A 24,279-nucleotide genomic window follows, 5' to 3' on the forward strand; every position below is an offset into this window, starting at 1 on the left:
CGATGGGGCTCCCCTAACCACTCCCCTTGCTGCTTCGATATTCGGAAGGCGACAGGCTGTAATAATTGCGGAACGCCTTGCTGAAATAGTTTTTGTCCTTGTAGCCTAGCAGCTCGGAAATATCTTGAATTTTGAGCGCCGAATCGTCCAGCAGCTCCCGCGCTTTATCCATCCGCACCTTCTGTACATATTCATGAATGCCGCAGCCAAACTGCTGCTTGAACAGCTTCATCAAATACTCGCGGCTAAGAAAATATTTATCGGTATACAGCGAGATTTTAATATCCTCAAAATAATAACGGTCGATATGGGCTTTAATATCGGCAATATCGAACGGCTTCTGCACAGCCTGCGCTGCCCGCAGCTGCTCATGGTAAAAGCCCAGCAGCCGCTGAAGCAGGGCGGCGAACTGCTCGAAAGTGGCAAAATCGAGCGAAAGCCCCCAGCTGCGCAAGCTTTCCTCGCTGCCGGCCGGCAGCCGCTCCTGCGGAACGCCAAGCTCAAGCGCAAGGTCGCCGAGCAGCACGATGCCCTCGCGAATGATGCGATCGGCCTCGCCCAAGCTCAGCCTGTCCGCCTCCTGCCAGCTGCGGGCCAGCTCGCTGATGATGCTGCTCGCCTGCTGGAGGTTGTCGCCCGCCAGCGCCTGGCGAATGGCCGCCATCCGCCCAGGCAGCGACAGCCCTTCCTTCTGCTGCCTCTTCTCTGCGGCTGCGGCGGCTCTAACGGCTGCTGCTCCATTCAAACGCAGCAGGTCCATCTCGCCCAGCGCTGAGCGCGCTTCTTCGAAGGAGGCGGCCATGTCCAGCGCCGCCTTCACCGGGCCGCCGATGCCTGCGGCGACCCTAATGCCGAATAGCCGCTGAAGCGTAGCGGCTATGGCATTCACCTGATGCAGCGCCCGATAGGCTGCATCGGCAGCGCCCCCGCCATTCATCGTCAGAATGGCGAACAGCTCGCGCTCCTGCTTCGGATTTGCGAAGCTGAACGCTTGGAAGTGCGCGCCCGCCACCTCATTGACGACGTTGCTGGCGGCGAAATGCAGCAGCTCCGTATCGCCGTGGAAGCGGCTGCGCCTGATCTGGTCCAGATTGAGAATGCGCAGCAGCACAACGACGAAGCGATTGGACTTGTCGTCGGCGCCAATCAGCGGCAGAAACGCTTCATTCGCCTGCTGCTTAAAGCTGCGTTCGAGAATGGACAAATACATCTTCTCCTTAAGCCCGGGCAGCGAAAGGTTGAGGGTAATATTTTGCGCAATAAAATCGCTCTCCTGCCTGCGCTTCGCCTCCAGCACGTCCATCGCCTTGCGCAGCGCCTGATTCAGCTCGATTCGATTGACAGGCTTAAGCAAATAATCGACGACTTTGGAGCGAATCGCCTGCCGCGTATATTCAAAGTCATTGTAGCCGCTGACGACAATGGTCAGCAGCCCGGGATACTGCTGCTGGACAGTTTGCAGCAGCTCAGTCCCGTTTAGGCCAGGCATTTTCATATCGACGATAGCGAGATCTACCTTCTGCTCCGCTAGCATGCGAAGTCCGCTTAACCCATCTGCCGCCTCCAGCACCTGCCCTACGCCAAGTCCCTCCCAGTCGCCAAGCAGCCGAATGGCCTCGCGCAGCGGCTCTTCATCGTCAATGATCAGCACCGTATGCTTCATGAACCGTTTCCTCCTCGGCGGGGCAGCCGCATCGCCAGCTCCGTCCCCGCATGATCGCTCTTGATAAGCAGCTGCGCCTCTTCTCCGTACAACAGCTTCAGCCTCGTGTACAGGTTGACGAGCCCAATGTTGTCGCTTTCCCGCTGGCCCCATTCGCGCCGCAGCGAAGCCTCCACCTGCCCAAGCCTTTCTTGCGTAAAGCCCGGCCCGTCATCCTGCACCGAGATTAGCGCTGTTCCATCCTCCTGCAGGCATGCCTTAATGCCGATGGTGACGGTGCTCGTCACCTTCTCCAGTCCATGCTTAATCGCATTCTCAACCAGCGTCTGCACCGACAGCTTCGGAATCTCAAGCTCCATTAGCGCTTCCTCCCACTCATAGACGACCTGCAATCTGGCGCCGAACCGCGCCGTTTGCAGCGCCATATAACGCTCGATATGCTTCAGCTCCTCGCGCGCAAACACAATATCCTTCCCGCTGATGCAATAGCGGAACGTCAGCGCCAGCGCATCGATCATATCCGCGACGTCGTACGTTTGATGCTTGAGCGCTTTCGTGGAAATCGCTTGCAGCGCATTGTACAGAAAATGCGGATTGATCTCCGCCTCCAGCGCCTTTAAAATCGCATGATTTTCCGCCAGCTTCATTTTGTAGCGCTCATTAATCAGCTCATTTGTCCGCCTGACCATCAAATTGAAATGACGCGATAAATAAGCAATTTCGTCGCGGCCCTTCACCTCCGCCTCCGCATCAAAGCTGCCTGCGCTGAACCGGCTCATTTGGCGGGACAGCTTCTTGAGCGGCTTCGTGATCGCACTCGACATCAAGCTGACGAGAATGACGGCGAGCAGCAAGAACAGCACGCCGATAGCATAGTTCAGATTGCGCGTCTTCGTCGCGGCCTCGTAAATTTGCGAATAAGGAATCGGCTTAATCAGCTTCCAGCCGCTTTTCTCCGCCACATTGTAAATAATTAAATATTTCTGCTCCCCCTGCACCCAAGTAAACGGCCCACTGGAGGCCCCAGCCTGCTCCGCCTGCTTGTTTTGTCCAGCTTGTCCGGATGGTCCAGCCAGCCCTGCTCCTCCGCCCAGCTTTTGCAGCACGCCCGCGCCTTGAAGCTCGGTATAGAACGCTTCATCATCCAGCTCGAACGGCTCATTGTCCGGGCTGACATACAGCAAATGCTGGCCTTCGCTAAACGGAATATCCTTCACAATCTCGTCCTTGACTGAAGCATTGTAATAAAAAGAGAGCACCGCCTGCGGCTTGCGCGTCTTAATCGAACGCATTACCCGGTGGTACGCCATAAAGCTGGACCGTTGTATTTCAGCCGAATAACCGGAATCCGCCTCCACATCAGGTCCCGACAGCGATTGATAGGCTTGATTGCTCGGGTCGGCCATCGCCTTCGCGTACCAGGGCTGCTCTGCAATGATGGTGTTCGTCCCCGTCCGAACCGTTATATTGTAATTTTCTCTCGTAATCGCATAATACTTCTGCTTCTCAACGACATACAAGTAGATCGCTTCCAAGTCGCTGCGGGAATAAAACAAATTGCGCAAATAATTTTCAACATACATCTTGGAAGAATAGTCCTCCGATTCATGCATAATGGCATAGGTAATTTCATCGTAGCCGATTTGCGGCAATGATATTTGCTCGATGCCCTTCAAATAATCCTCCAAATTGCGGCCAACGAGCAGCAAGTTGTTCGTCGTACTATCAATGCTGTTGCCGACCGACTCCTTCTCAAGCATCTGGTAGGAGATAAAGTTCAGCGAAGCCACAACGAGCACAATGACACCCGTAAACAGTAAAATCAGCTTATTGACCAGCCTCCGGGCAACCAGCTCCCGCCAAAACGAAAGCAGCTCCCAAACCTTGCCCGCAATCGCTTTCATCATCGTTTCACGCTCCGCATACAGTTCACCTTTTTACCCCTAACTGTTTTCTATAATCCATTTTGACGGGCAACCGTCTGCTCTATAATACACATTAAAGCTAAATTGGAAAATGCTTTTTCCAGCGTAAGCGGCTGGCGCCATCCTCTGGCTGCAAAGCTCGCTGGCGTGGATACAATAGACGAATTGGGGTGCATCATATGTTCAAAGCATTAGGTAAAAAGTGGGGCGGGAAGCTGGAATTCACCTTGTTCAGCCTGCCTGTTCTGATTTGTATTGCCGTTGCCTTTTATATTCCATTTGCCATGACCATCCGTTATTCCTTGACCAAATGGAACGGCATTTCCAAGCACCCGAAATTTATTGGGCTCGATAATTTCAAGCAGATTTTTATGAATGATGCGAATTTCACCAGCTCGGCATGGTTTACGATCAAATACGCGGTGCTGTACATCGTGCTAGTCAATGTGCTGGCGATAGGGCTTGCGGTTCTACTCGATATGAAGCTGCGCACGACGAATTGGCTGCGGGCTGCCTTCTTTATTCCGTACATTTTGAGCCTCGTCATCGTCGGCTTTATCTGGAAGTTTATTTTCATGCAGGGCTTTGAATCGCTGGGCGAAAGTACGGGCTGGGCAATTTTCGACTTAAGCTGGCTTGGCACGCCCGGGCTTGCCTTTGTTTCGATTTTGCTCGTATCGATCTGGCAATCGATTGGCTTCTACCTCGTTATCTATATCGCGGGACTGCAATCGGTACCGGGAGATTTGAAGGAGGCGGCAACGGTAGACGGCGCGGGGCCGTTCCGCACCTTTTTCAACATTACGCTGCCCCTGCTTGCCCCATCGATTACGATTGCCGTCTTTATGGCGCTGACGAATTCGATTAAAGTGTTTGATGTCATTTTGTCGCTGACCGGCGGCGGGCCGGGCGGCTCGACCTACAGCATCGCCTATGACATTTACCGCGATACGTTCCAGAACAATCTGTATGGCTACGGTACAGCGAAAGCGCTCATTTTGTTCGTTGCCGTGCTGTTCATTACGATCATTCAATTAACGCTGTTCAAGCGCCGGGAGGTAGAGGCCTAATGAGAAAAAATCGCCCAGTCGGACGCTATGCGCTGGAAGCCGTCATGCTTTTGCTCTCGCTGCTGTTTCTATACCCGCTGTTTCTGGCTATTAACAACTCGTTCAAAAGCTTTGGAGAAGTGATGAGCGATGTTATCGCGCTGCCTGAGAAAATAATTTTTGAAAACTACGCTTATGTGTGGCAGTTTATCAATTATCCGAAGCTGTTCATGAATAATCTGGTCATTACGGTCGTCGGCCTCGCGGGCATTATTCTCGTCTCATCTATCGCTGCCTATAAGCTGGCGCGTACAAAAACGCGGATGAGCGGCCTGATCTATCTGCTCTGCATTATGCCGATGCTCATTCCGTTCCAATCGATTATGCTGACGGTGCTCCAGTTCGCCAAACAGCTGCATTTGTCGGAGAGCACCTGGGGACTTGGCGTGCTGTATTGGGGCTTTGGCGCCCCGCTTGCCGTCTTTATCTATCACGGCTTCGTGAAAGGCATCCCGCAGGAAATCGACGAAAGCGCGACGATGGATGGCGCATCTGGCTTTCGGCTGTTTTTCCTCGTTATTTTTCCGCTGCTGCAATCGGTCACGACCACTATCATTATTATCGATGTGATGTGGATCTGGAATGACTTCCTGCTGCCGCTGCTCATGGTGAACGGCTCGCCGGACACGAAGACGCTGACGCTTGCCGCGTACACGTTCGTCGGCCAATATACATCCGACTGGCAATATGCGATGACGGCCATGGTCATGGCGGTGCTGCCTTCAATTATCGTATTTATCTTTCTGCAAAAATACATCGTCAAAGGCGTCGTTGCCGGAGCGGTGAAAGGCTAGTATATGCATAGGGAGAAAGCCTGTCCTTTACGGAGGATGGGCTTTTTCCTTATTTTTCTGTTTAGTGATTTAGTTTTGTCTTCCGGAAGCAATCATGTTAAAATGCTTGAACACTGCGCGGAATGAAAGCGCTATAATCGGCAACTACTCCCTCGCATTCAGGAAAGGGTGGGCAAATTGGGACGCTGGAGAAACGCACGCTATCAGACAAAGCTGCTCATTTTATTTTTTCTGCTCAGCAGTATACCCGCTTTCATTATAGGAGCTATCGGCTCGACGAAGTCATCGGGTACATTGGAAGCGCAGACGACGCAGGACTTGAAGGTCATTTTGGCGCAGTTCAATGCTTCGATCGAACGGCAAATTAGCGACTTTGACCGCTTCAGCATGCTGCCTTATTTTATGCCGGAGGTGTTTTCCTTTCTGAACAAGCCTGCACTCTCGCCTGAACGGTGGGGGACCGAAGAAATCAATGCCCAAAAAACGATGGCCCGGCTCATGAGTGCCTATCCATCCATTAATTCATCCATTAAAGGGCTCATGATTTATGGCATGAACGGGTCGATTAATGGTTATCGGCTAGATGGGGACAGCACCATTAATGGGAATTATGACGCCAAGGACGAGGATTGGTATCAAGAGGTAATGGCGGGCAAGGGCCATTTTTCCGTGACGGGCATTCAGAACATTCAGCAGTTCAAAACCAATTCCTTTGACGCTATTATTGGTGCCCGGCTATTGATGGACGAGGACTATAAGCCGCTGGCCGTCACGACGATGTTTATCTCCCCGCGCTTTATTTCGAATCTTGTCGATTCGCTCGAGCTGCCAAATGCGCAGGTCATCGTCGTCGACCGGGACGGCCATTTGATTTATGCCTCGAATGCAGCGCTGGCAGCTGAACTCCAGAAACACGCAAGCCAGAATGTACCGCATGACGAGTGGGAAGTTGCCATTGAAGAACAGGCCGGAAGCAAAACCTTTAGCGGTGTTTCCTTGAAAAGCGATTATCTGGAGTGGCAAATTTACATGGGCGTAGATAAGGACGCTATACTGCAAAGCAGCCGTTCCATTCAGAGCTTTACGATCGTGATTATTATTTGCGTTGCTGTGCTGGCGGCCGTTGCCTCCCTCTTAATCGCGCGCGGATTTTCCCAGCCCATCTCCAGACTTATACGCTCGATGCGCAAAGTAGAAAAAGGGCAGTTTTTCACGCCCGAGGCGCATGGCCGCGCCGACGAAATCGGCCAGCTGGAAAGCAGCTACGGCCGAATGGTCATTCGACTGCAAGAGCTCATTCAATCGATCGAAGAGAAGGAGCGGCAAAAACGGCATGCCGAGCTTTACGCGCTGCGGGCCCGTATTCAACCCCATTTTTTATACAATACGCTCAATTCTATTCGCATGCTGGCTGTGCTCCAGCAAGCTGGGCAAATCGCCAAGCTGATTCAATCGCTGAATAAGCTGCTCCATGCGAATATGAAGCTCGACAGCGAGCTCGTTACGTTTGAGGAAGAAATTCGGCTGCTGCGCGACTATGCGACGTTAATGGATTTACGCTATACGAATGTATTTGATATGGAGTGGCATATTCCGCCCGAGCTGAATCAAGCGTCCATACCGCCCATGCTGCTGCAGCCGCTGCTGGAAAATGCGATTTTTCACGGGGCCAAGGGGCTGGAAAGAAAGCTGCATATTACGCTGGAAGCCCGGCTCGAAGGGAAGGATAACCGTCTGCTGGTCATTGAGCTGCGGGATGATGGAAGCGGCTTCGACCAGCAAGCCTTGGAGCTGCTGAAGCGGCCGCAAAGCGATACCGGCACCCAAAATATTGGACTGCGCAATGTGCAGGACCGCATCCGGCTGCGTTTTGGCGAGGAATACGGCTTATCCTTTGAGCGTTCAGCGACACATACGATCGTGACGGTTAGAATGCCTTATAAGGTATTAGAGAAGGAGGAGAATGCGGATGTGGAATCTGCTCGTCGTTGAAGATGAATCGATTGCAAGACTAGGACTGCGCCATATGGTAGATTGGGAAAAATACGGCGTTCATTGGAAAGCCGAAGCCTCAAATGGGGAAGAAGCGCTGCTTGCTATGGACACCCAGCAGCCTATCCATATTATCCTTACGGATATCCGAATGCCCGGCATGGACGGGCTCGCTTTTGCCAAGAAGGCGCTGGAGCGCTATCCGGGCGTACAAATCATTTTCATCAGCAGCTATGATAATTTCACCTATGCCAAAGAGGCGATTCGCCTCGGTGCCGTCAACTATTTGCACAAGCCCACGATGGATGAAGAGGAAATTGGCGCTTCCCTGCTTAAAGCTGCGGCGAAGCTTGCGCTCACTTCCGCTCCCCAGCCCTCCTATACAGAGGAGGAGAAAAATCAATATCTGCTGTCGCTGCTCGATGAGCATACGTTTCCTGAGCAGCCGCTGCTGGCAGAGCTGGAGCAGTCTGCTTTTGAGACAGGCTTTCGGCTAACCGTCTTCCGTAAACGTGATGATGCCGCACCTATGCAGGATGCCCGGCATTTGCGCTTCCGTTCCCTCCAGCATCTCATTGCCGAATTTGTTACGAAGGAATGGGGCGGGCTTGTCTTTCATCGCAATTACCGCGAAGTGATCTGGCTTTGTCCGCAATATGCGGGCTCAACCGATGCTGCCCAGGCTCGGGGGCATGGTGAACACGGCGATACTGGCAAAGAGGGCATAAAAAGCCCCGCCGAATTAAATAAGCTGCTCGATATGGTACGGCAGAAAACGCTGGAGCTGCTGAACGTTGCCATTATCTGCTCGGTCAGCTCGAGCTACAGCTCCCTTCAAGAGCTGCCAAAAGCATATATGGAAACGCTGCTGCAGCTGCCTTTAAACGAACAAAGCGATAATTTTATCGTTCGAAAGTCGAAGGCTTTTATCGACCAGCATTTGCTGGAGGACTTATCACTCGTAAAAGTAGCGGCTTCTATCCATGTCAGCCCAAGCTATTTAAGCCGCATTTTTCAAAAGGAGATTGGGGAAAGCTTCAGCGAATATGTCATTCGCCACAAAATCGAGCATGCGCAGCAGCTTCTGCGCACGACAAATTGCAAAGTTTATGAAATATCCGCTGCTATCGGTTATATGAACCCGCATTATTTTAGCAAGCTGTTCAAAGAGCGCACCGGCGTTTCTCCATTAGAATATCGCAATCAATAAGCTTTTTCTAAAGCCTTCTGCCTTCTGCCTTCTGCTTTTCGCCTCCTGACTCTTCCCTCCAAGAGAAGAACACAGGGGGCTTTTTTGCCTTGCATTCGGCTCTCCGTTTGTCCCTATTGCAGCATATGGGCATAAAAGCATAGGAAAAAGCATCGTTCGTCTACTTACAGATACGTATTGGCAAGCTTAGCACATGCAAAGAGTCATATTAATGCACAAAAGGATACTTGGGACAGCTACGAATGGGGGACAGCATCCTATAAAATGAAGCCATTCACCAAATACCATGTACTTTTATGATCAGAGAAGGAGGAACAGCATGACTCGCATATGGTCAGAGCCTTTCGAGGCTGAGCAGTGGAATCGTTTTGAGCTTCGCATAGAAGGGCCGCAGGAAGGAAATCCCTATAAGGAAGTTGTACTCGGCGCCGAATTTCAATTCGGGCATCGGAGCATTAAGGTTGACGGCTTCTATGATGGCGATGGACAATACGTCATTCGCTTCATGCCGGATTGCACGGGCACATGGTCCTTCACTACGAGCAGCAGCAGCACGGCGCAGCTGGATGGCCTGCAAGGAACGCTCATCTGCATCGCCCCCACGTCGGCCGAAAATCATGGACCTGTGAAGGTTGATCAAATTTTTCATTTCAGCTATGCCGATGGAACACCCTTCTATCCGGTTGGAACAACGGCTTATGTCTGGAACCATCAGGGGGAGCAGCTTGAACAGCAAACGCTGCGCTCGCTGAGCAAAGCACCGTTCAACAAAATTAGAATGTGCGTGTTTCCCAAGCATTATGATTATAACGCCGCCGAGCCGGAACATTTTGCTTTCGCAGGCTCCTTGCAGCAAGGCTTTAATTGGGAGGCGTTCAATCCTGATTTTTGGCGCCGCCTGGAATCGCAGCTGGAGCAATTGCAGCTTCTCGGCATTGAAGCAGATCTGATTTTATTCCATCCCTATGACCGCTGGGGCTTCTCGCGCATGACTGCTGAATCGGACGATTATTATTTGCGGTACGCGCTGGCAAGGCTGGCCTCCTTCCGAAACCTATGGTGGTCGCTTGCCAATGAATATGATCTGATGTTCGAGAAGAAGATGACGGACTGGGATCGGTTTTTCCGCATCATTCAGGAGCATGACCCTTACCAGCATCTTCGCTCCATTCATAACTGGCATAATCCCGAGATCCATTATAGAAGCAATCTGCATTGGTATGATCATGGTAAGCCTTGGGTGACACATGCCAGCATCCAGCATGCTGACTTGAATTTCGTAACAGAATGGCGCGAGCTTTACCGCAAGCCGATCGTCGTGGATGAATGCCGCTATGAAGGCAACCTGAATCATGGCTGGGGCAATCTTACCACAGAGCGAATGGTAGAATGCTTCTGGGAAGGGATGGCCCAAGGCGGCTATGTCACGCATGGAGAGACGTATGTACACCCCGACGATATCATTTGGTGGTCGCACGGAGGCGAGCTGCATGGCAGCAGCGCGGAGCGGATTGCGTTTCTGCGCAGCATCATGGAAGAAGGGCCAAGACTCGATACGAGCGCCATTAATTTCAAATGGGATGCTTCTGCCGGAGGCGTGGAGGGCGAATATTATTTGATTTATTTTGGCGCCAGCCGCCCTGCCTTCCGCAGCCTATCGCTTCCGGAAGGCGCAGCATTCCGCATCGATTTAATTGATACTTGGGCGATGTCGATATCGCCGCTAGATGGAGAATTTACAGGAGAATGCAAAGTCCCGCTTCCAGGCATTCCTTATCAAGCGCTGCGGATCAGCAAAATTTAAGCTTAGCAGCTATTTTGATGGGCCAAAATTTGACTAACCACTGTTTGAATGAACATTAGTTGATTGATAATTATTTGATTGACCACTAGAGGGGGATTCTCATGACAAAAAGATGGCAAGCCTTTGTTGGCTTATTGATAATCGCACTTATTGCTGCCGGCTGCTCATCCAGCAGCGGCACAAATTCAGAGGCTGGCAGTACGAGCGGTACAAGCAGTACAGGCAGCACAAAGAAAACCGTCGTTTCCGTGTGGGCTTTGCAGGAGCATACATGGATTGACGGAGCTGCTGCTGACTTTAATGCAGCTAACCCCGATATTCAAATCGAGGTTAGCAAATATGCCGTTGATCCGATGAAAGAAGCGTTAAAGGTAGCCGCAAATTCAGGAACGCTGCCTAATATGTGGTCTACATGGGGCGGTTCCCTAGGTTCCTTTTATGCCGATAATGGGCTTACAGCTGATCTGACCCAGATTGCCAAGGATCATAATTGGCCTTCGCTTTACAATCAAGCGGCCATTGATATGGGAACCTACAACGGGAAAGTATCCGGCATACCCTATCACTTAAACGCCGTCGATACGTGGTACTCCAAAATAGCCTATGACAAGCTCAAGCTTACCGCTCCTACTTCCTTTGAAGAGTTTGAAGCACAGCTGCAGGCGATGAAGGATGGCGGTATTACACCGCTATCGCTCGGCGGCAAAAACGGCTGGCACGTCATGCGTCTGACGGAGCAGCTGCTGGAGCATTTCGCAGGACCCGAGCTGCATGACAAGCTGAACAGCCTGACTGCCTCGTGGAACGACCCAGCCGTTGTTCAAACGTTCGCAAAGCTTAAGGAATACAACGATAAAGGCTATTTCCCTAAAGGTTATGTCGCCCTTGATCCGACAGAGGCCGTCAATCTCTTCTATCCGGGAACGTCGGGATTAGATATTGATGGAACATGGCTGGATGGCAATATTGCAGCAGCCGGATTTAATGTCAATGATTTTGGGGTATTCAAGTTCCCAACCGGCCGTTCCTCCGTATTTGCCGAAATGTTCCAAGTAAGCGCCGACCTTGATCAAGCAACGCTTGAGGCTACCATTAAAGTAGGGGAATATTTGACTAGCGCTGAAGTGGTCAATAAATACATTGATTCTTACGGCACCCCTGCTGCTCTTAATGTCACTTATTCGGAAAACACGCCCCACCTGAAGCCGCTGCTCGATATGGCGACGAAAGGCAGCTTCCTCATTACCGACCAAGCGCTACCGCAGGAAGTGGTACAGAAGCTGTTTGAGGCGCAGGATAAGGTCGCTCTAAAAGAATGGACGCCTGAGCAGGCTGCGGAAGGAATGGAGAAGGCCGCTGCTGACTATAAGGCTAAAAATAAAACAAGCTAAGAAGCATCCATGAAGCGCTGCAAAAGAGAAGAGAGATGGGGCGCGGCCGCTTTGCCCGCCCGCTCCATCTTGATTCGCAAGGAGGAATGAAGCTTGAAAATCGGCGTATTAAAGCCCTGGCTGTTCGTGTTTCCCGCTCTTTTCATTTATATAGCGATTATCTTTATCCCGACGCTCTACACGCTGTATCTCAGCTTCTTTAACTGGAACGGCGTTGCGCCAGTGAAAACCTTTGTCGGCTTAAGCAATTATACTGATCTTTTGCTGCACGATTCCGTCTTTCCAAGAGCGGTCGCCAACAATCTGTTATGGACGCTCGGCTCTTTGACAATCATTATGGGCATCGGCCTGATGCTGGCGATTTTATTGAATCAGAAGCTGAAGGGACGCATTGTGTTTCGGGGCATTTTTTATTTCCCTTACGTATTATCCGGGGTCATCGTCGCGACGATCTGGACATGGATGTACAATCCCATGCAGGGATTATTCAATAAAGCGCTGGAGCTGATCGGGCTCGGCAGCTGGGCGCAGGCTTGGCTGGCGGAGCCGAAATTCGCCCTCTATGCCGTGTTCGTTGCTGCTGTCTGGAATGGCGTTGGGCAGCCGATGGTGCTGTTTCTCGCTGGACTGCAGACGATTCCCCAGGACCCCTATGAAGCGGCGACGATTGATGGTGCCAAGCCGCGGCAAATGTTCTGGTTTATTACCGTTCCCCTGCTGCGGGAAACGTTTGTTATTGTTATCGCCATCACGATGGTATCGTCCATGAAGGTATACGATTTGATTTATGCGATGACGGGCGGAGGCCCAGCGGAAAGCACCCATGTGCTGGCTTCGTGGATGTATATTCAGACGTTCAAATTTGCCAATATCGGCACAGGCTCAGCCATTTCCATGTTTTTAGTTCTCATTTCGCTGATCATTATTATTCCGTATGTTTATTACACGACTAAAAAATCGCATTTGTAATATAGAGGAAGGATGGTGTCCAACCGATGGAACAGCGCGTTCATCCCGTCAGTAAGGCACTTAAATATGCCCTAATCGCAGTATTAGCAGCCATCTTTCTGCTGCCCGTTTTATTCATTGCCTTTACGGCGCTAAAGTCGAGCAGCGACTTGCTGACACGTCCTTTTTATATGTTCCCCGAAAAGCTGCAGTGGCACAATTTTGTACAAGCTTGGGAGCAAGGGCGCATGAGCATGTATATGAAAAATACAGCGTTTATCGCCTTAATAAAGGTTCCCCTTGGCATTTTAATCGAAGCGCTCGCCGCCTTTGCTCTGACGCGGCTGGCTTTCAAGGGGAGCGAGTGGCTCTTCGCCTTGTTTCTCATCGGCATGATGGTTCCGATGCAGGCTACCCTCGTGCCGCTCAATATGATTCTCAACAAGCTTGGGCTTGTCGATACGTATCCCGGCATCATTCTTATTTATTTGGGCTTCGGCATCCCGTTTGGCATTTTGATTTTGCGCGGATTTTTCCGCACGATCCCCAAGGAAATTGACGAGGCTGCCCTGATTGACGGCTGCGGGGTCATGGGAAAATTTTTCAAAATCATTATTCCACTATCAATGCCCGCCATTGCAACGCTGTTTATCTTTGATTTTATGGCAACGTGGAATGAATTTTTGCTGGCCCAAATTTTTATTACAAAGGATTCAATGCGCACCATTACGACAGGGCTGCTGGCATTCCGCGGCCAATATTCGGCGAACTACCCGCTGATGAACGCAGGCGTGCTCATTTCGGTCGTGCCCGTACTCATCGTCTATGTCGCGTTTCAGAAATACTTCGTATCCGGCCTTGCTGGATCGGTCAAAGGCTAGAACTGCCCTTTGCGGGGAGAAAGAGTCTTCGCTGCGCGAAAAGGGATTGCTTCCAATCGCCATTATCGCTGCGTTTCCTCGAGCCTAAACGGATAAGCCGTTGAAACGCAGAGATATAAGCGAGTGCTCACGCTTTTACAACTACCCCTTTTCACTTCGCTGCGACTTTTTCACCGCCATTAAAACCGACGCAATCATTTTTGGAGTATACTGGAGAAAAGACCAGACTGTGAAAAAAATAAGGAACGGAGAATTCGATGAATGTGCATGAAGAAATAGAACGGTTGAAATATCAAATGAAGCTCATGAGGACGATTATTTCCAAAGATGAGTTTCCCTTCTACCTTTTTCTATTGGATCATGATTTTACGGAGCAGCAGACAAGAGCCCTGCATGATGTGCTGTATATATTAAATCATCGCATGAAGGGTCCTGCCGCCGCTAGGGATGAGCATAGCATCAGCTTTTATAACGCAAAGGTTGCCGACATAAAGCAGCGTAACTCGTTATTTTCCAGTCCAAACCACCCTTTGTTTTCCGACGCTCCACCATCCTATCGTGAGTTTGCTGCCTACGCTTCGGCTGTTGTGCCGCAGGATGTAAACCCCGATTATTTGCTGATGGCTCTGAACAATCAGGTCGTTTATCCCGAGCTATGCCAGCTGCTATTAAGTGAAAAATAGTGCCTTTCTCAGCAATTAGCCGAAAAACCGCACCCTGCCTTTAAAAGCGATGGCGCCAGCGGCTCTATCGTCAGCTAGCGCGCTCGGATTTTGCAAAATAGCTGTGGAATTGTGCCATTGGTAAGGGTCCAGCCTTTTTAGCTGCTCCAGCGTACTCAGCCTGCGAATTTCCAAGACCGGGCCGGTAAGCACCCATAGCTCATCGTTTTGTTCGTGAATAGCAAGCTTGGAAGCGACAGAGCGCTCAATGGCGGCCGTATGCAGCTGCTGTGCCCGCTCCACATCCCAAACGCTGAGCAAGCCTTGTTTCCAGCGGCTATGATCCTCTGCCGAAATGAGCGTTCCTCCATCTTCACTGAACGTTATGGCGCTGACCGTAACGCCTTCCTCCAGCACAATCGCCCGCCGCTGAATCGTATAAACGCCGCCCCATTCACTCATGCTGATTAATTTAATCGTATGATCGCTTGCCGGATAAGCAAGCATGGAGCTTCCATGGGCAAAAGCAATCGTATTCGCCAAAGCCATGCGCCCATGGTCTTGCACCGTTACAAAATCATGATCGAAATAAACGATGCTGCCGCTCCTCAGCTCCCATACAGCAACCTCCTGGCCAATAACGCCGACCGCCAGCATCCGCTCATCCTCGCTGAAGGCAACCGCACCGATTCGCCCTTCGCGAAACGTGTGCTGCAGCACACATCGTCCGCCGTTTATCTCTATTACAAATATAGTATGGAAGCACGACATATCCGCCCCATCTGCATACGGAGTCACATCGCCCTCTGCTACCGGGATAACGACGGCATAACGTCCACTGCTGCTAAAGCTGACATGCGTATACAAGCTCTGAACATGCCCGTCACCGTACGGGGATTGAATGTCCGTACAGAGCTCCCAGTGCTGCTCCAGCTCCCCGTTATGCACATGAAAAAGATCTACGACACCAATTCCACTGCCCACCGCCAGCAGGCTGGAGTCTGGACTAAAGCACAATGCCGCTCTAGCGGCTCCCACTTTGCTTTCTGGACACTCGCCTACAGCTCCGCCATTTCCCCTATAAATTACAGCTTGAAGCTGGCCATCCGCTGTACGCCACACACGGACGATGCCGTCTTCATAGAGGACGGCTGCCAAGCTGCCCTCGGCATTCAGCGCCAGCTCGCAGATGCCGCTTTCTTGTCCGCCTGCAAGCTCCCCGAATTGCTGGAAGGTTGAGCTGTTGCGATCAAGCTGCTCCCACTCCATCCGGGCTTCACGAATGGCAATCCACTGCTCCAATTCGTCTAACCGCTTTGCAATGAAAGGCGTGCAGCCTTCCTCGCGCCTGGCTAAATGCAGCTTCTCTCCCGCATCCACCACGTTGTAATCCTCATAATCCATCAGTGAAAAATAATAAAAAATCGCCGCCCTTAGCTGCGCATCTAGCTGTGCGCCATATTCCATTAGCCTAGCGAAGCCGCGCACGGCCGCCAGCTTGCTCCCCAGCGCATAATCCAGCGCTGACCGGATAAAATTCAGCTGATAATTGGCGGTATAGCTGTGACTATAAATGCCGTTCCACGTATACAGCAGCGATTGAAGCGCCGGGTAATGCACCTCTGCTTCCTCCGCATGCCCGCTGTAAAGCTGCGCTTCCACATATAAGTACAGCGTATCAAAGCCTTCCTGGCAGCCCGTCTCACTTCTAATATCAGCGGGAATGGCCACGGCCTCCTGCAGCGCTTGAATGGACCGATGAAATTCACCGGTCCTGTTCCATTTTTTTATTTGTTCCAGCTTGCTTCTGTTGACCATTCGCCTTCCCCTTCCAATCTATCCGTTATCCTCTCATCCTGCATAGGCACACAGGCACACAGCCAAGCTTGCCGAGCAACAAGGAAAGGCGATTCATCCAGTGGCGGGGCATACGGCAATTACATGACGCATTCGCGTCTAACGTAACGCTTCACAGCATTCAGCTTTTGATGGCGATATAAATACGAACGACTGCTTCCCCGTCCTGATAATCGTTTTGATCATACCGCTCAAAATCGCCCGTATACGCCCGCTGCTCGGCAGCTGTCTCATAATAAGCCCAAATTTCCTGCCAAGCTTCAATGACAACCTGCGGCATAGGCCCTCTTCTCGTCTCGAAAACCCGGTACAGGGAGCTCGGCACAACGATTTGCTGCATGTTTGCAGCGGCAGATGCCCCTGTTGTTTCTGTTGCTATTGGCAAGTCTAAATCATAGGTATGTCCGATGAAAGCCGTGTAAGCGCCGCTTGCATCCGTTTCATAATCCGTATATACCCCATAAATAAAATCGTCTTGAGCTTGGGCCTTATTGGCGTATGCGCCTTCCAGCTGAAAATATTGTGTCCAGAGCGCAGGAATGCGCCCATTCGGCCCCGCTTCCTCCTGATTCGTCGTCCGAACGCCAATGCCCGCCAGCTTCAAGGCCTCTTGCTGCTCCAATATCGATTTCATCATGTCATTTCCTCTTTTCCGTAAGCAAGGCGGCTAAGGCGTGCGCCGTTCACCATGCTTACCTAGATTTACCCAAAGCTTATCGCACCTTATCAGACAGCTATATGTCCGGATTATAAATTAATATAATTCAAATATAAGCTGCGCTCTGCGCTTTATCTCTTCAGCAGCCCAAGAGGGCTCCAGCACCTTAACATGTTGACAGAAGCTTAGCAGCAAGCCGTAAAACCACTCATCCAGCGAAAAAGAGCCCGTCACCTGCAAGCTGCCATCTGCCAGCTCGGTAATAAACACGTTTGGAAAAGCATCATATACGCGATGCTTGACCTGCGGCTGAAAGTGCATAAGCATCGGCGTCTCCTGGTCTGCCCCCCAGTCGCTGCGCCAGATCAGCCCTTCCAGCTGCGGCGACTGCCGCGGCTCAAAGCCCTCCAGCAGGAGTGACAGGCTCAGTATTCGCGTCAAACGAAACATGCGAAAGCCCTGCTTCCTGCGGCAATACGCCTGCAAATACCAAATCGAGCCTTTCATGATGAGGGCTGCCGGCTCGACCTCCCGCTCGCTTTCTGTCCCCGCCGAGCTGGCATAACGCAGGCGAGCCAACTTGCTCTCTGTAATCGCTTGTTGGAGCAAGGCCAGCTTGGGCTTCAATTCCAGTCCCGATCCCCACGACTGCAAATCGAATACGAGTTCCTCGCCCTGTCTGGCATGCTCTTCATGAGCAGCTTGCGGCAGCAGGGCATTCACCTTGGCGAGCAGCTCATGATAAGCTTGATCATCTAGCGCCGAGGCAATTCCCTTCACTGCAGCAAGCAGCGCCTTCCATTCCTTCGCGCTCGCAAGCTGCCGATTCAGCGTGTATTGCTCCATAATTTCATAGCCGCCGGCCGCGCCATGATGCGAGGCCACAGGAATGCCAGCTAAACCGAGCGTCTCCATATCGCGGTAAATCGTTTTTACAGATACTTCAAAACGCTCAGCAAGCTCGGTCGCATTCCACCGCCTCCTGCCAAGGAGCAGGACGACGATGCCGAGCAATCGATCTATTTTCATATGTACCCACCTGACTTATTGCATTCGCCCGCTTATTAGGGCTTATTTGTATTCCGGTTATTGACAGCTTTATAATGGAGAGGAGAAATGAGAAGCAATTCCCCTAAAGAATGGAGAGATTAATGATGACACTAAGCGGAAAAACAGCGATCATTACCGGCGCGGGCAAAGGCATCGGGCTTGCTATTGCCCATGCACTCGCGAAGGAGGGCGTAAGCCTTGGACTTATTTCCCGAACCGTATCCGATTTGGAGACGCTCGCCGATACGCTGAAAGCCAGCTATTCTATACAGGTCAGCCTTGCGGCTGCCGATGTATCGGTTAATCAAGAAGTACAAGCAGCTGTTGCCTCGATTACAGAGCAGCTTGGCCCTATTGATATTCTAATCAATAATGCAGGCATTGCCAAATTCGGCACCGTGCTGGATATGGACCCGGAAGAATGGAAGAGCATGATGGATGTCAATTTATACGGCACCTACAATGTGACTCGCGCTGTACTGCCAGCGATGGTTGCCAGAAACAGCGGCGAAATCATTAATGTGGCTTCCACAGCGGGAGAGCGCGGCTTCGCAACGGGCTCGGCTTATTGCGCTTCCAAGTTTGCGGTGCTGGGCTTTACCGAATCGCTGCTGCAAGAGGTGCGCAAGCATAATATTCGCGTAACGGCTCTTACGCCAAGCACGGTCAATACCGAGCTGGCTACGAAAGCTGGCCTCAAAATCGGTGATGAGGATCGCATGATGCAGCCTGAGGATGTTGCAGCTCTGGCGCTCGCGGCTATTTCGCTTCCGCCACGCGTCTTCATTAAAACAGCGGGTATTTGGACGACGAACCCGCAATAAAGCTGTTTCAGCAGGATTGATTGGCGTTGTCCAATGAAAATAAAGCTTTAGACAGACCATAAAAATGAAACAGCGGCGGACTAAGACTGAAAAATAAAGTCTTAGACTACCGCTGTTTTTATTGAATTCACATATTCGTCAGCTTAATCCTATGGAACACTAGCTTGAGGCTCTGCAACCCTATTGATCCTTCACAATTCGCTGGCAGATTTGGCGCCTTGACTATGCAGCCATTGAACCAGATCAGTAGCAGAACTACGTTGCGCTGCGTCCAGCGGGGTCAATCCATCCCAAACCGAAATCCAGTTCAGTTCAGCACCTCGGCCGAGAAGGTACTCTGCAGGGCGCTGTTGTCCGCCGTGGCAAGCGCACCAGAAGGCTACGGTAATCTTGCCTGGTGGTGAAGAGCGACTTGCTCCCCAAGGGTATCGCTCTGAAAGTGCGGAACCGGCGAAGTAAGCCTCAATTGCAGCCAATTGTCCTAGCGCAGCCGCATGCCAGAGTGCGATTTGCGCTCCACGTTCAACCAACCTATGCGCTGCCCGCCACTGTGCGAATGCTACTGCGTCGTCTAGTGGTGTACCGCCTGCGATCACTGCACCTGGCGCTTCGATATCGGCACCAGCATCAAGAAGCGCGTCAAGCACTTTAATGTCATCGCAACTCGCAGCCCAATGAAGCGGTGTCTCGGTGTGCGATCCAGTGAACCGAGCGTTCACCTCCGCGCCGAACTCGACTAACGTACTTACAGTAGCCGCACCGTTAGGAAAGTGACCGGGCCAGTCGGTCACGACATGCAAAAGTGTTCGAGACGTTCTACAACTATTGTCTTCGTTGTTATTGTCTCTACCGATAATTCTTGCCGCAGCCAAGCCCGGGTTCTCTTCAAGAAGTCGTTTCAACGATGGGGTATCGCCAGTGTGGATCGCTTTAACAACAGTTACTGCCAGCGTTTCATCTTCGTAAATAAATGCCATATCCAAATCTCCTCACACAAATTTAAGCCTCGTAAATTCGCCATATTTGAAGTATTCGTGGAATGATAATAATGTCCTGCCCATTGGCTAACGCCCATATCCAGTCGAATCCTTTACTTTCTTTTGACATGCGTGTGTTCATGCGAATATTCGCAGCCGCGGCATGGCTCCATTCGCACAATTGTGGGCTAACAATCGTATAACGACGCAAAAAAAGACAAGGAGCGAGGGATTCACCCTTCTCCTTGTCTTTTTCATAGCTATCTTAGGCTGATGGTTCCTCTTGCTCTAAATGTTATGCTTCCACTTCCTTTAGGCTTAAAGCGCTCTTGAGCATGAAGCTACTCCAGCCATTCAAAACCCGCTGCCAGTGCCGCTCTTGAGCTTCCGCCTACGTACACCTTAAACTGCCCGGCCTCCACCTCGTGACGCATAGCGGCGGTCGTAAATTTCAAATGCTCTTCCGAAAGGGTGAAAACCACCTTACGACTTTCTCCCGCCTCCAGCGCCAGCTTCTGGAACCCTTTCAGCTCCTTCACCGGACGAACGACGCTGCCGTGAACGTCCTGAACGTACAGCTGTACGATTTCTTCCCCAGCCCTGCTGCCTGTATTCGTCACCGTGACGGCGACCTCCAGCGTATCACCTGCCCGCAGCTCAGAACGGCTAAGCGCAAGCTCTGAATAAGCAAATGTCGTATAGCTGAGGCCGTAGCCAAATGGATACAAGGGCTCATTCGGGCCATCGATATATTTAGAAATAAACTTCTGGCCGCTATTGCTCTCCGTAAGCGGACGGCCGGTTCGGTAATGATTGTAATACACGGGTACTTGCCCCGTCTTATATGGAAAGCTCATCGTCAGCTTGCCCGATGGATTGTAATCGCCGAGAAGAACATCCGCTAAAGCATGTCCAGCTTGCGAGCCGAGGAACCAGCTTTCCACTATCGCAGCCATGTGGTTATCAAACCACTCCAGCACCAATGGACGGCCATTGGTCAAAAGCAGCACGACAGGCTTGCCTGTCTGCGCTATGGCCTTAGCCAGCTCCAATTGGGCTTCCGGCAGCGTCACATCCATACGCGATGCCGCCTCGCCAGACATGTCGCTGCTCTCGCCCAGCGCCAGCAGCACGATATCTGCTTTGCGCGCCTGCTCCACTGCGTGCTCGATGCCTCCGGCAAGCGGCTCATGCACGCCGCAGCCCTCCGCATAGAGCAGCTGCTCCTGCGCGAAGCCCTTCGCTGCCAAGCCTTGCAGCAGCGTCGCCGTTTCACTCGCGTAATTGGAAAACTGCCACGGCCCGAGCAAATCCCGGCTTGCCGCGAACGGCCCGATAACCGCCAGCTTGCGATCTGGGGCAAGCGGCAGCACGCCGTTATTTTTCAGCAGCACGATGGATTTGCGGGCTACGTCACGGCTAGCCTCCAGATGCTCGGGCGACAAATAATGCTCGTAAGCTTCTGCCGGCCTCACATAACGGTAAGGGGCATCCATAATGCCGATTTTAAATTTATAGGTCAAAATCCGGCGCACCGCCGCATTCAGCTGCTCTTCCGTCACTTTCCCTTCTGCCAGCAGCGCTGGAAGATGCTCCTCATACAGTCTGGTCACCATTTCAATATCCATCGTCGCATGCAGCGCTTGCGCAGCAGCCTCTTTGCCATCCTCAGCAGCGCCATGAATGACCAGCTCATCAATGGCCGCATAATCAGAGATCAGCATGCCCTCAAACCCAAGCTCCTCGCGCAGCAGATCGCGCAAAATGCGGGCATTTCCAGCAATCGGGATGCCGTCATACAAATTAAAAGCATTCATGACCGATCCGGCTCCCGCCTCAATGCCCGCACGGAATGGCGGCAAAAACACGTCACGCAGCGTACGCTCGGATATATCGACCGTATTGTAATCACGGCCTGCCTCCGCTGCTCCATAAGCAATAAAATGCTTCAAGCAGGCAATCAGCGTGTCCTGATCCAGCAGGCTTTCGCCCTGAAATCCCTCTACCTGCGCTTTGGCTATAGCAGCGCCCAGATACGGGTCCTCGCCCGCTCCCTCGACTACCCTGCCCCATCTGGCATCGCGTGTAACATCGACCATCGGTGCATGATTGTACGTAATGCCGGAAGCGGCGGCTTCTTTGGCCGCAATGGCGCAGGCTTTGCGAATCGCCTCCATATCCCAGCTGCACGACCAAGCTAGCGGCACTGGAAAAATCGTCTGATAACCGTGGATCACGTCGGCATTAAACAGCAGCGGAATACGGAGCGGCGACTGCTCGACCGCAATTTTTTGCAGCTCCAGCACCTGGTTCATATCGAATGCGCCCAAAATGGAGCCAATCTTCCCTTTTGCGATCAGCACCTCAACCGGCTCGCTCTCCACATCTCCGCCGAACGAAAAGTTGGACGCGCCGACCTGGCTCATTTGCCCGATTTTCTCCTCCACGCTCATTCGGCCCAGCAGCAGCTCTACCTGCTCGCGAATTTCCGCATCCGTTCGCTCAATGACTGCCCCGCCCTGTACCTCAGCAGCTTTCGCTAGAAGTGATGCATTGCGGAAGGACGGATGTCCCTTCCTGCCTTCAAGCGGAAATGGACCGCCAAACGGCAAAGTCACCGTGCCTGTGAGCAATGTTTCTCCAAATATAAGCTGAACCGTCATATCTGCTCCAAACATCCCCAGATATCCGGCTGCCTTAAGCTCATTGCCGCTGCTTCCCTCCGCTTTCAGGCCGCCAGCCTCAAAGCTGTATATGCCCGGTACCGAATGCACCGCAAGCCTGTAGTCGCCAGCCCACTCCTCTACCGTAAAAATAAACAGCGTGGAAGCTTCCCCCATTTTCACATGCCCATGCCATACGCCCTTCATCGCTATCATCCTCTCTTCATTGAAAGTGCTGCATTAGATTAGTTTGACTATAACCCGTATGCCTGCGCACTCACTACCGATGAGACGACTTTTTGCTAGCACAATTGCGACTACAATGCGGCATAAGCAAGCCGCCGCACCGCCTGCCCAGATAGAATGCAGCTAATTATATATTTTCAATTGAATATTGGTATTATAGCTGTCCACCAAAGCAGAGACTTGTCTGTCATAAGTGGCAAGAATATCGTTTTGGCCGCGTGCTTTCACAGAGCCTTTGCTCAAGCTGTCGATTTCCGTATTGCCCTTCTTGAGCGTTTCTAAAATATGTGCGGATGCGGTTTTGACATTTTGCAAGCTGTAATCAAACACCTCAACCGTTGTCCACGCCTCCTTCTTCCGGCGCTCATCATCCTTCGCATATTCGTAAAAATGGTCCATATCCTCAATCAGCTGCTTATGCAGCTCCTCGTAGGCCTTTAAATCAAAATCGAGAATATGATCCATATCTATATTTTGCTTATAAAAAGCATCCTGAATGTCCTGTGCGCGTATCAGGGTACTCATTGCATAATAACGGATCAGGCTGTCCGCCTCTTTCAACGCCTCCAAGCTTTCCTGCTTGCTCTGACCCGTGACCTCTTCCAAGTCGGTTAAAAAGCTTTCCACAAGCAGCTCAAACTGCTCATTCTGCTCAAGTAGCCGAGCATGCAGCTCTCCCCCCTGCTTAAAGCTGTCCTGCTTGTACGTTCCAGCATCATAATAATCGCTGATCTCATTCAACGTATTCATCATTTCGATCATATGTGGAATCAGCTCCTTGAGTGATTCGTCCGCCGCTCCAAAGGAGGGTTCGGCAGAAGCGAGCTCCAGAGTTGCCTTTTTCGCTTCAATAGAGGAAGGGGGATACGGCATATTTTTGTAGTCGTCGAGATAATTTTTCGTATCCAGCTGCTGCCCCGTACCGAAAGTGTTGAAATATTGCTTGAGTGATAAGGCAAAAATACCGCCATTCACTTCATTGGCAAGATCGATGTAGGCATTATGTTTCTTCGTCTCCTGTGCATCGGCGGCTGCTTGCCCGGCACTTCCTTTACCCCCAGTGGTTACAGAAACTCCGCAGGCCGTTAATGTGAATAGCGTAATACCTAGAAATAAAACCATTATCTTTTTCATAATTCCAATAATCCCCTCATTATCATCTTTTAAATACATTATTATGTATCGGTTGGGGATATTCATTTGTTTATTCATTCATAAAAAATGCATATTTATATTAAATGAGATTTCATTGCTTTATATAAAAAAAGCTTCCGAAGTCGCCAAAATGGCGCTTCGAAAGCTTCATTTCCTTATACTGCTTAATCAACATAACCGGCTACGCCTTGATCCATCAAATATTCCATTTCCAGATCAAGAATCGTCTCAACCGCAAGCTCGTCCAGCTTCACATCACGCTGCTTCAGGATATAATCGACCAGCTCATCGCTGTCAACTTCGACCTCGCCAGAAGCGTTCTCCTGCGCGTTGTTAATGAAGGTCATTTCATGCTTAAGCACCAGCTTCACATCCGCTTCGGACGCCTTCGCTTTACTCGTTATGTAGGCGATCAGCTGCTGCTCGTCGATTTGGTCATTTTCTTGCTCGCTCATCTGTCATCATCTCCT

19 protein-coding genes are annotated in these 24,279 nt (G+C 51.3%); 10 read left to right on the plus strand and 9 right to left on the minus strand.

Annotated features, from left to right (window positions below):
- Positions 1-13: 13 nt before the first annotated feature.
- Both AC6B99_RS17635 and AC6B99_RS17640 read right to left on the minus strand, forming a co-directional pair.
- A complete protein-coding gene (locus AC6B99_RS17635; RefSeq protein ID WP_056036477.1) occupies positions 14-1,663 on the minus strand; it encodes a response regulator in 1,650 nt (549 codons plus the stop codon).
- Positions 1,660-3,570 carry a histidine kinase gene (locus AC6B99_RS17640; protein WP_494861207.1) on the minus strand — a complete coding sequence of 637 codons (1,911 nt, stop codon included), beginning with the start codon at positions 3,568-3,570 and terminating at the stop codon, positions 1,660-1,662. Before AC6B99_RS17640 ends, AC6B99_RS17635 begins: the two co-directional genes overlap by 4 nt.
- Positions 3,571-3,767: 197 nt before the next feature.
- On the opposite strand from AC6B99_RS17640, the gene AC6B99_RS17645 reads away from it, so the two are divergent.
- The 9 genes from AC6B99_RS17645 (at position 3,768) to AC6B99_RS17685 (ending at position 14,400) form a co-directional block, all read left to right on the plus strand.
- A complete protein-coding gene (locus AC6B99_RS17645; RefSeq protein WP_494861209.1) occupies positions 3,768-4,658 on the plus strand; it encodes an ABC transporter permease subunit in 891 nt (296 codons plus the stop codon).
- On the plus strand, positions 4,658-5,491 hold the full coding sequence (locus AC6B99_RS17650) for a carbohydrate ABC transporter permease (RefSeq protein ID WP_099518046.1): 834 nt from the start codon (positions 4,658-4,660) through the stop codon (positions 5,489-5,491). Before AC6B99_RS17645 ends, AC6B99_RS17650 begins: the two co-directional genes overlap by 1 nt.
- Positions 5,492-5,659: 168 nt before the next feature.
- Entirely contained in the window at positions 5,660-7,483 is a 1,824-nt protein-coding gene (locus tag AC6B99_RS17655) for a histidine kinase (RefSeq protein ID WP_494861212.1), read from the plus strand.
- On the plus strand, positions 7,461-8,693 hold the full coding sequence (locus AC6B99_RS17660) for an AraC family transcriptional regulator (protein ID WP_056036468.1): 1,233 nt from the start codon (positions 7,461-7,463) through the stop codon (positions 8,691-8,693). The genes AC6B99_RS17655 and AC6B99_RS17660 overlap by 23 nt, the downstream gene beginning before the upstream one ends.
- A 319-nt stretch (positions 8,694-9,012) precedes the next feature.
- Positions 9,013-10,497: a DUF5605 domain-containing protein gene (locus tag AC6B99_RS17665; RefSeq protein WP_496663893.1), complete on the plus strand. Its 1,485-nt coding sequence runs from the start codon at positions 9,013-9,015 to the stop codon at positions 10,495-10,497.
- A 101-nt stretch (positions 10,498-10,598) separates the two neighbouring features.
- Positions 10,599-11,888 carry an ABC transporter substrate-binding protein gene (locus AC6B99_RS17670; RefSeq protein WP_056036464.1) on the plus strand — a complete coding sequence of 430 codons (1,290 nt, stop codon included), beginning with the start codon at positions 10,599-10,601 and terminating at the stop codon, positions 11,886-11,888.
- A gap of 93 nt (positions 11,889-11,981) precedes the next feature.
- Positions 11,982-12,857 (plus strand): carbohydrate ABC transporter permease, encoded by an 876-nt coding sequence (locus AC6B99_RS17675; RefSeq protein WP_056036462.1) that lies wholly within the window; start codon positions 11,982-11,984, stop codon positions 12,855-12,857.
- Positions 12,858-12,883: 26 nt separating this feature from the next.
- The gene (locus tag AC6B99_RS17680; RefSeq protein ID WP_056036461.1) at positions 12,884-13,717 is read left to right on the plus strand and encodes a carbohydrate ABC transporter permease; all 834 of its coding nucleotides are present in this window, start codon (positions 12,884-12,886) and stop codon (positions 13,715-13,717) included.
- 257 nt (positions 13,718-13,974) lie between these two features.
- Positions 13,975-14,400, plus strand: a complete 426-nt coding sequence (locus tag AC6B99_RS17685) for a DUF1878 family protein (RefSeq protein ID WP_494861219.1) — start codon at positions 13,975-13,977, stop codon at positions 14,398-14,400.
- A gap of 15 nt (positions 14,401-14,415) precedes the next feature.
- Here AC6B99_RS17685 and AC6B99_RS17690 read toward each other — a convergent pair whose 3' ends face one another.
- The 3 genes from AC6B99_RS17690 to AC6B99_RS17700 all read right to left on the minus strand — a co-directional run bounded on the left by AC6B99_RS17690 (position 14,416) and on the right by AC6B99_RS17700 (position 17,923).
- Complete coding sequence (locus AC6B99_RS17690; RefSeq protein ID WP_496663894.1) at positions 14,416-16,197, minus strand: WD40 repeat domain-containing protein; 1,782 nt, start codon at positions 16,195-16,197, stop codon at positions 14,416-14,418.
- Positions 16,198-16,357: 160 nt separating this feature from the next.
- Positions 16,358-16,873: a GyrI-like domain-containing protein gene (locus tag AC6B99_RS17695; protein ID WP_496663895.1), complete on the minus strand. Its 516-nt coding sequence runs from the start codon at positions 16,871-16,873 to the stop codon at positions 16,358-16,360.
- A gap of 117 nt (positions 16,874-16,990) precedes the next feature.
- A complete protein-coding gene (locus AC6B99_RS17700; protein WP_496663896.1) occupies positions 16,991-17,923 on the minus strand; it encodes a helix-turn-helix transcriptional regulator in 933 nt (310 codons plus the stop codon).
- A 125-nt stretch (positions 17,924-18,048) separates the two neighbouring features.
- Here AC6B99_RS17700 and AC6B99_RS17705 point away from each other — a divergent pair, with 125 nt between their 5' ends.
- On the plus strand, positions 18,049-18,768 hold the full coding sequence (locus tag AC6B99_RS17705; RefSeq protein ID WP_496663972.1) for a 3-ketoacyl-ACP reductase: 720 nt from the start codon (positions 18,049-18,051) through the stop codon (positions 18,766-18,768).
- A gap of 191 nt (positions 18,769-18,959) precedes the next feature.
- Here AC6B99_RS17705 and AC6B99_RS17710 read toward each other — a convergent pair whose 3' ends face one another.
- The 4 genes from AC6B99_RS17710 to AC6B99_RS17725 form a co-directional block, all read right to left on the minus strand.
- The gene (locus AC6B99_RS17710) at positions 18,960-19,745 is read right to left on the minus strand and encodes an ankyrin repeat domain-containing protein (RefSeq protein WP_494861227.1); all 786 of its coding nucleotides are present in this window, start codon (positions 19,743-19,745) and stop codon (positions 18,960-18,962) included.
- Positions 19,746-20,086: 341 nt separating this feature from the next.
- Positions 20,087-22,615 carry a glycoside hydrolase family 3 N-terminal domain-containing protein gene (locus AC6B99_RS17715; protein ID WP_496663897.1) on the minus strand — a complete coding sequence of 843 codons (2,529 nt, stop codon included), beginning with the start codon at positions 22,613-22,615 and terminating at the stop codon, positions 20,087-20,089.
- 162 nt (positions 22,616-22,777) lie between these two features.
- Positions 22,778-23,788 carry a DUF3829 domain-containing protein gene (locus AC6B99_RS17720; protein ID WP_056036446.1) on the minus strand — a complete coding sequence of 337 codons (1,011 nt, stop codon included), beginning with the start codon at positions 23,786-23,788 and terminating at the stop codon, positions 22,778-22,780.
- Positions 23,789-23,973: 185 nt separating this feature from the next.
- Positions 23,974-24,264, minus strand: coding sequence for a hypothetical protein (locus AC6B99_RS17725; protein WP_056036444.1), 291 nt, complete (start codon positions 24,262-24,264; stop codon positions 23,974-23,976).
- Between the last annotated feature and the right edge of the window lie 15 nt (positions 24,265-24,279).

Source organism: Paenibacillus liaoningensis (assembly GCF_059609455.1).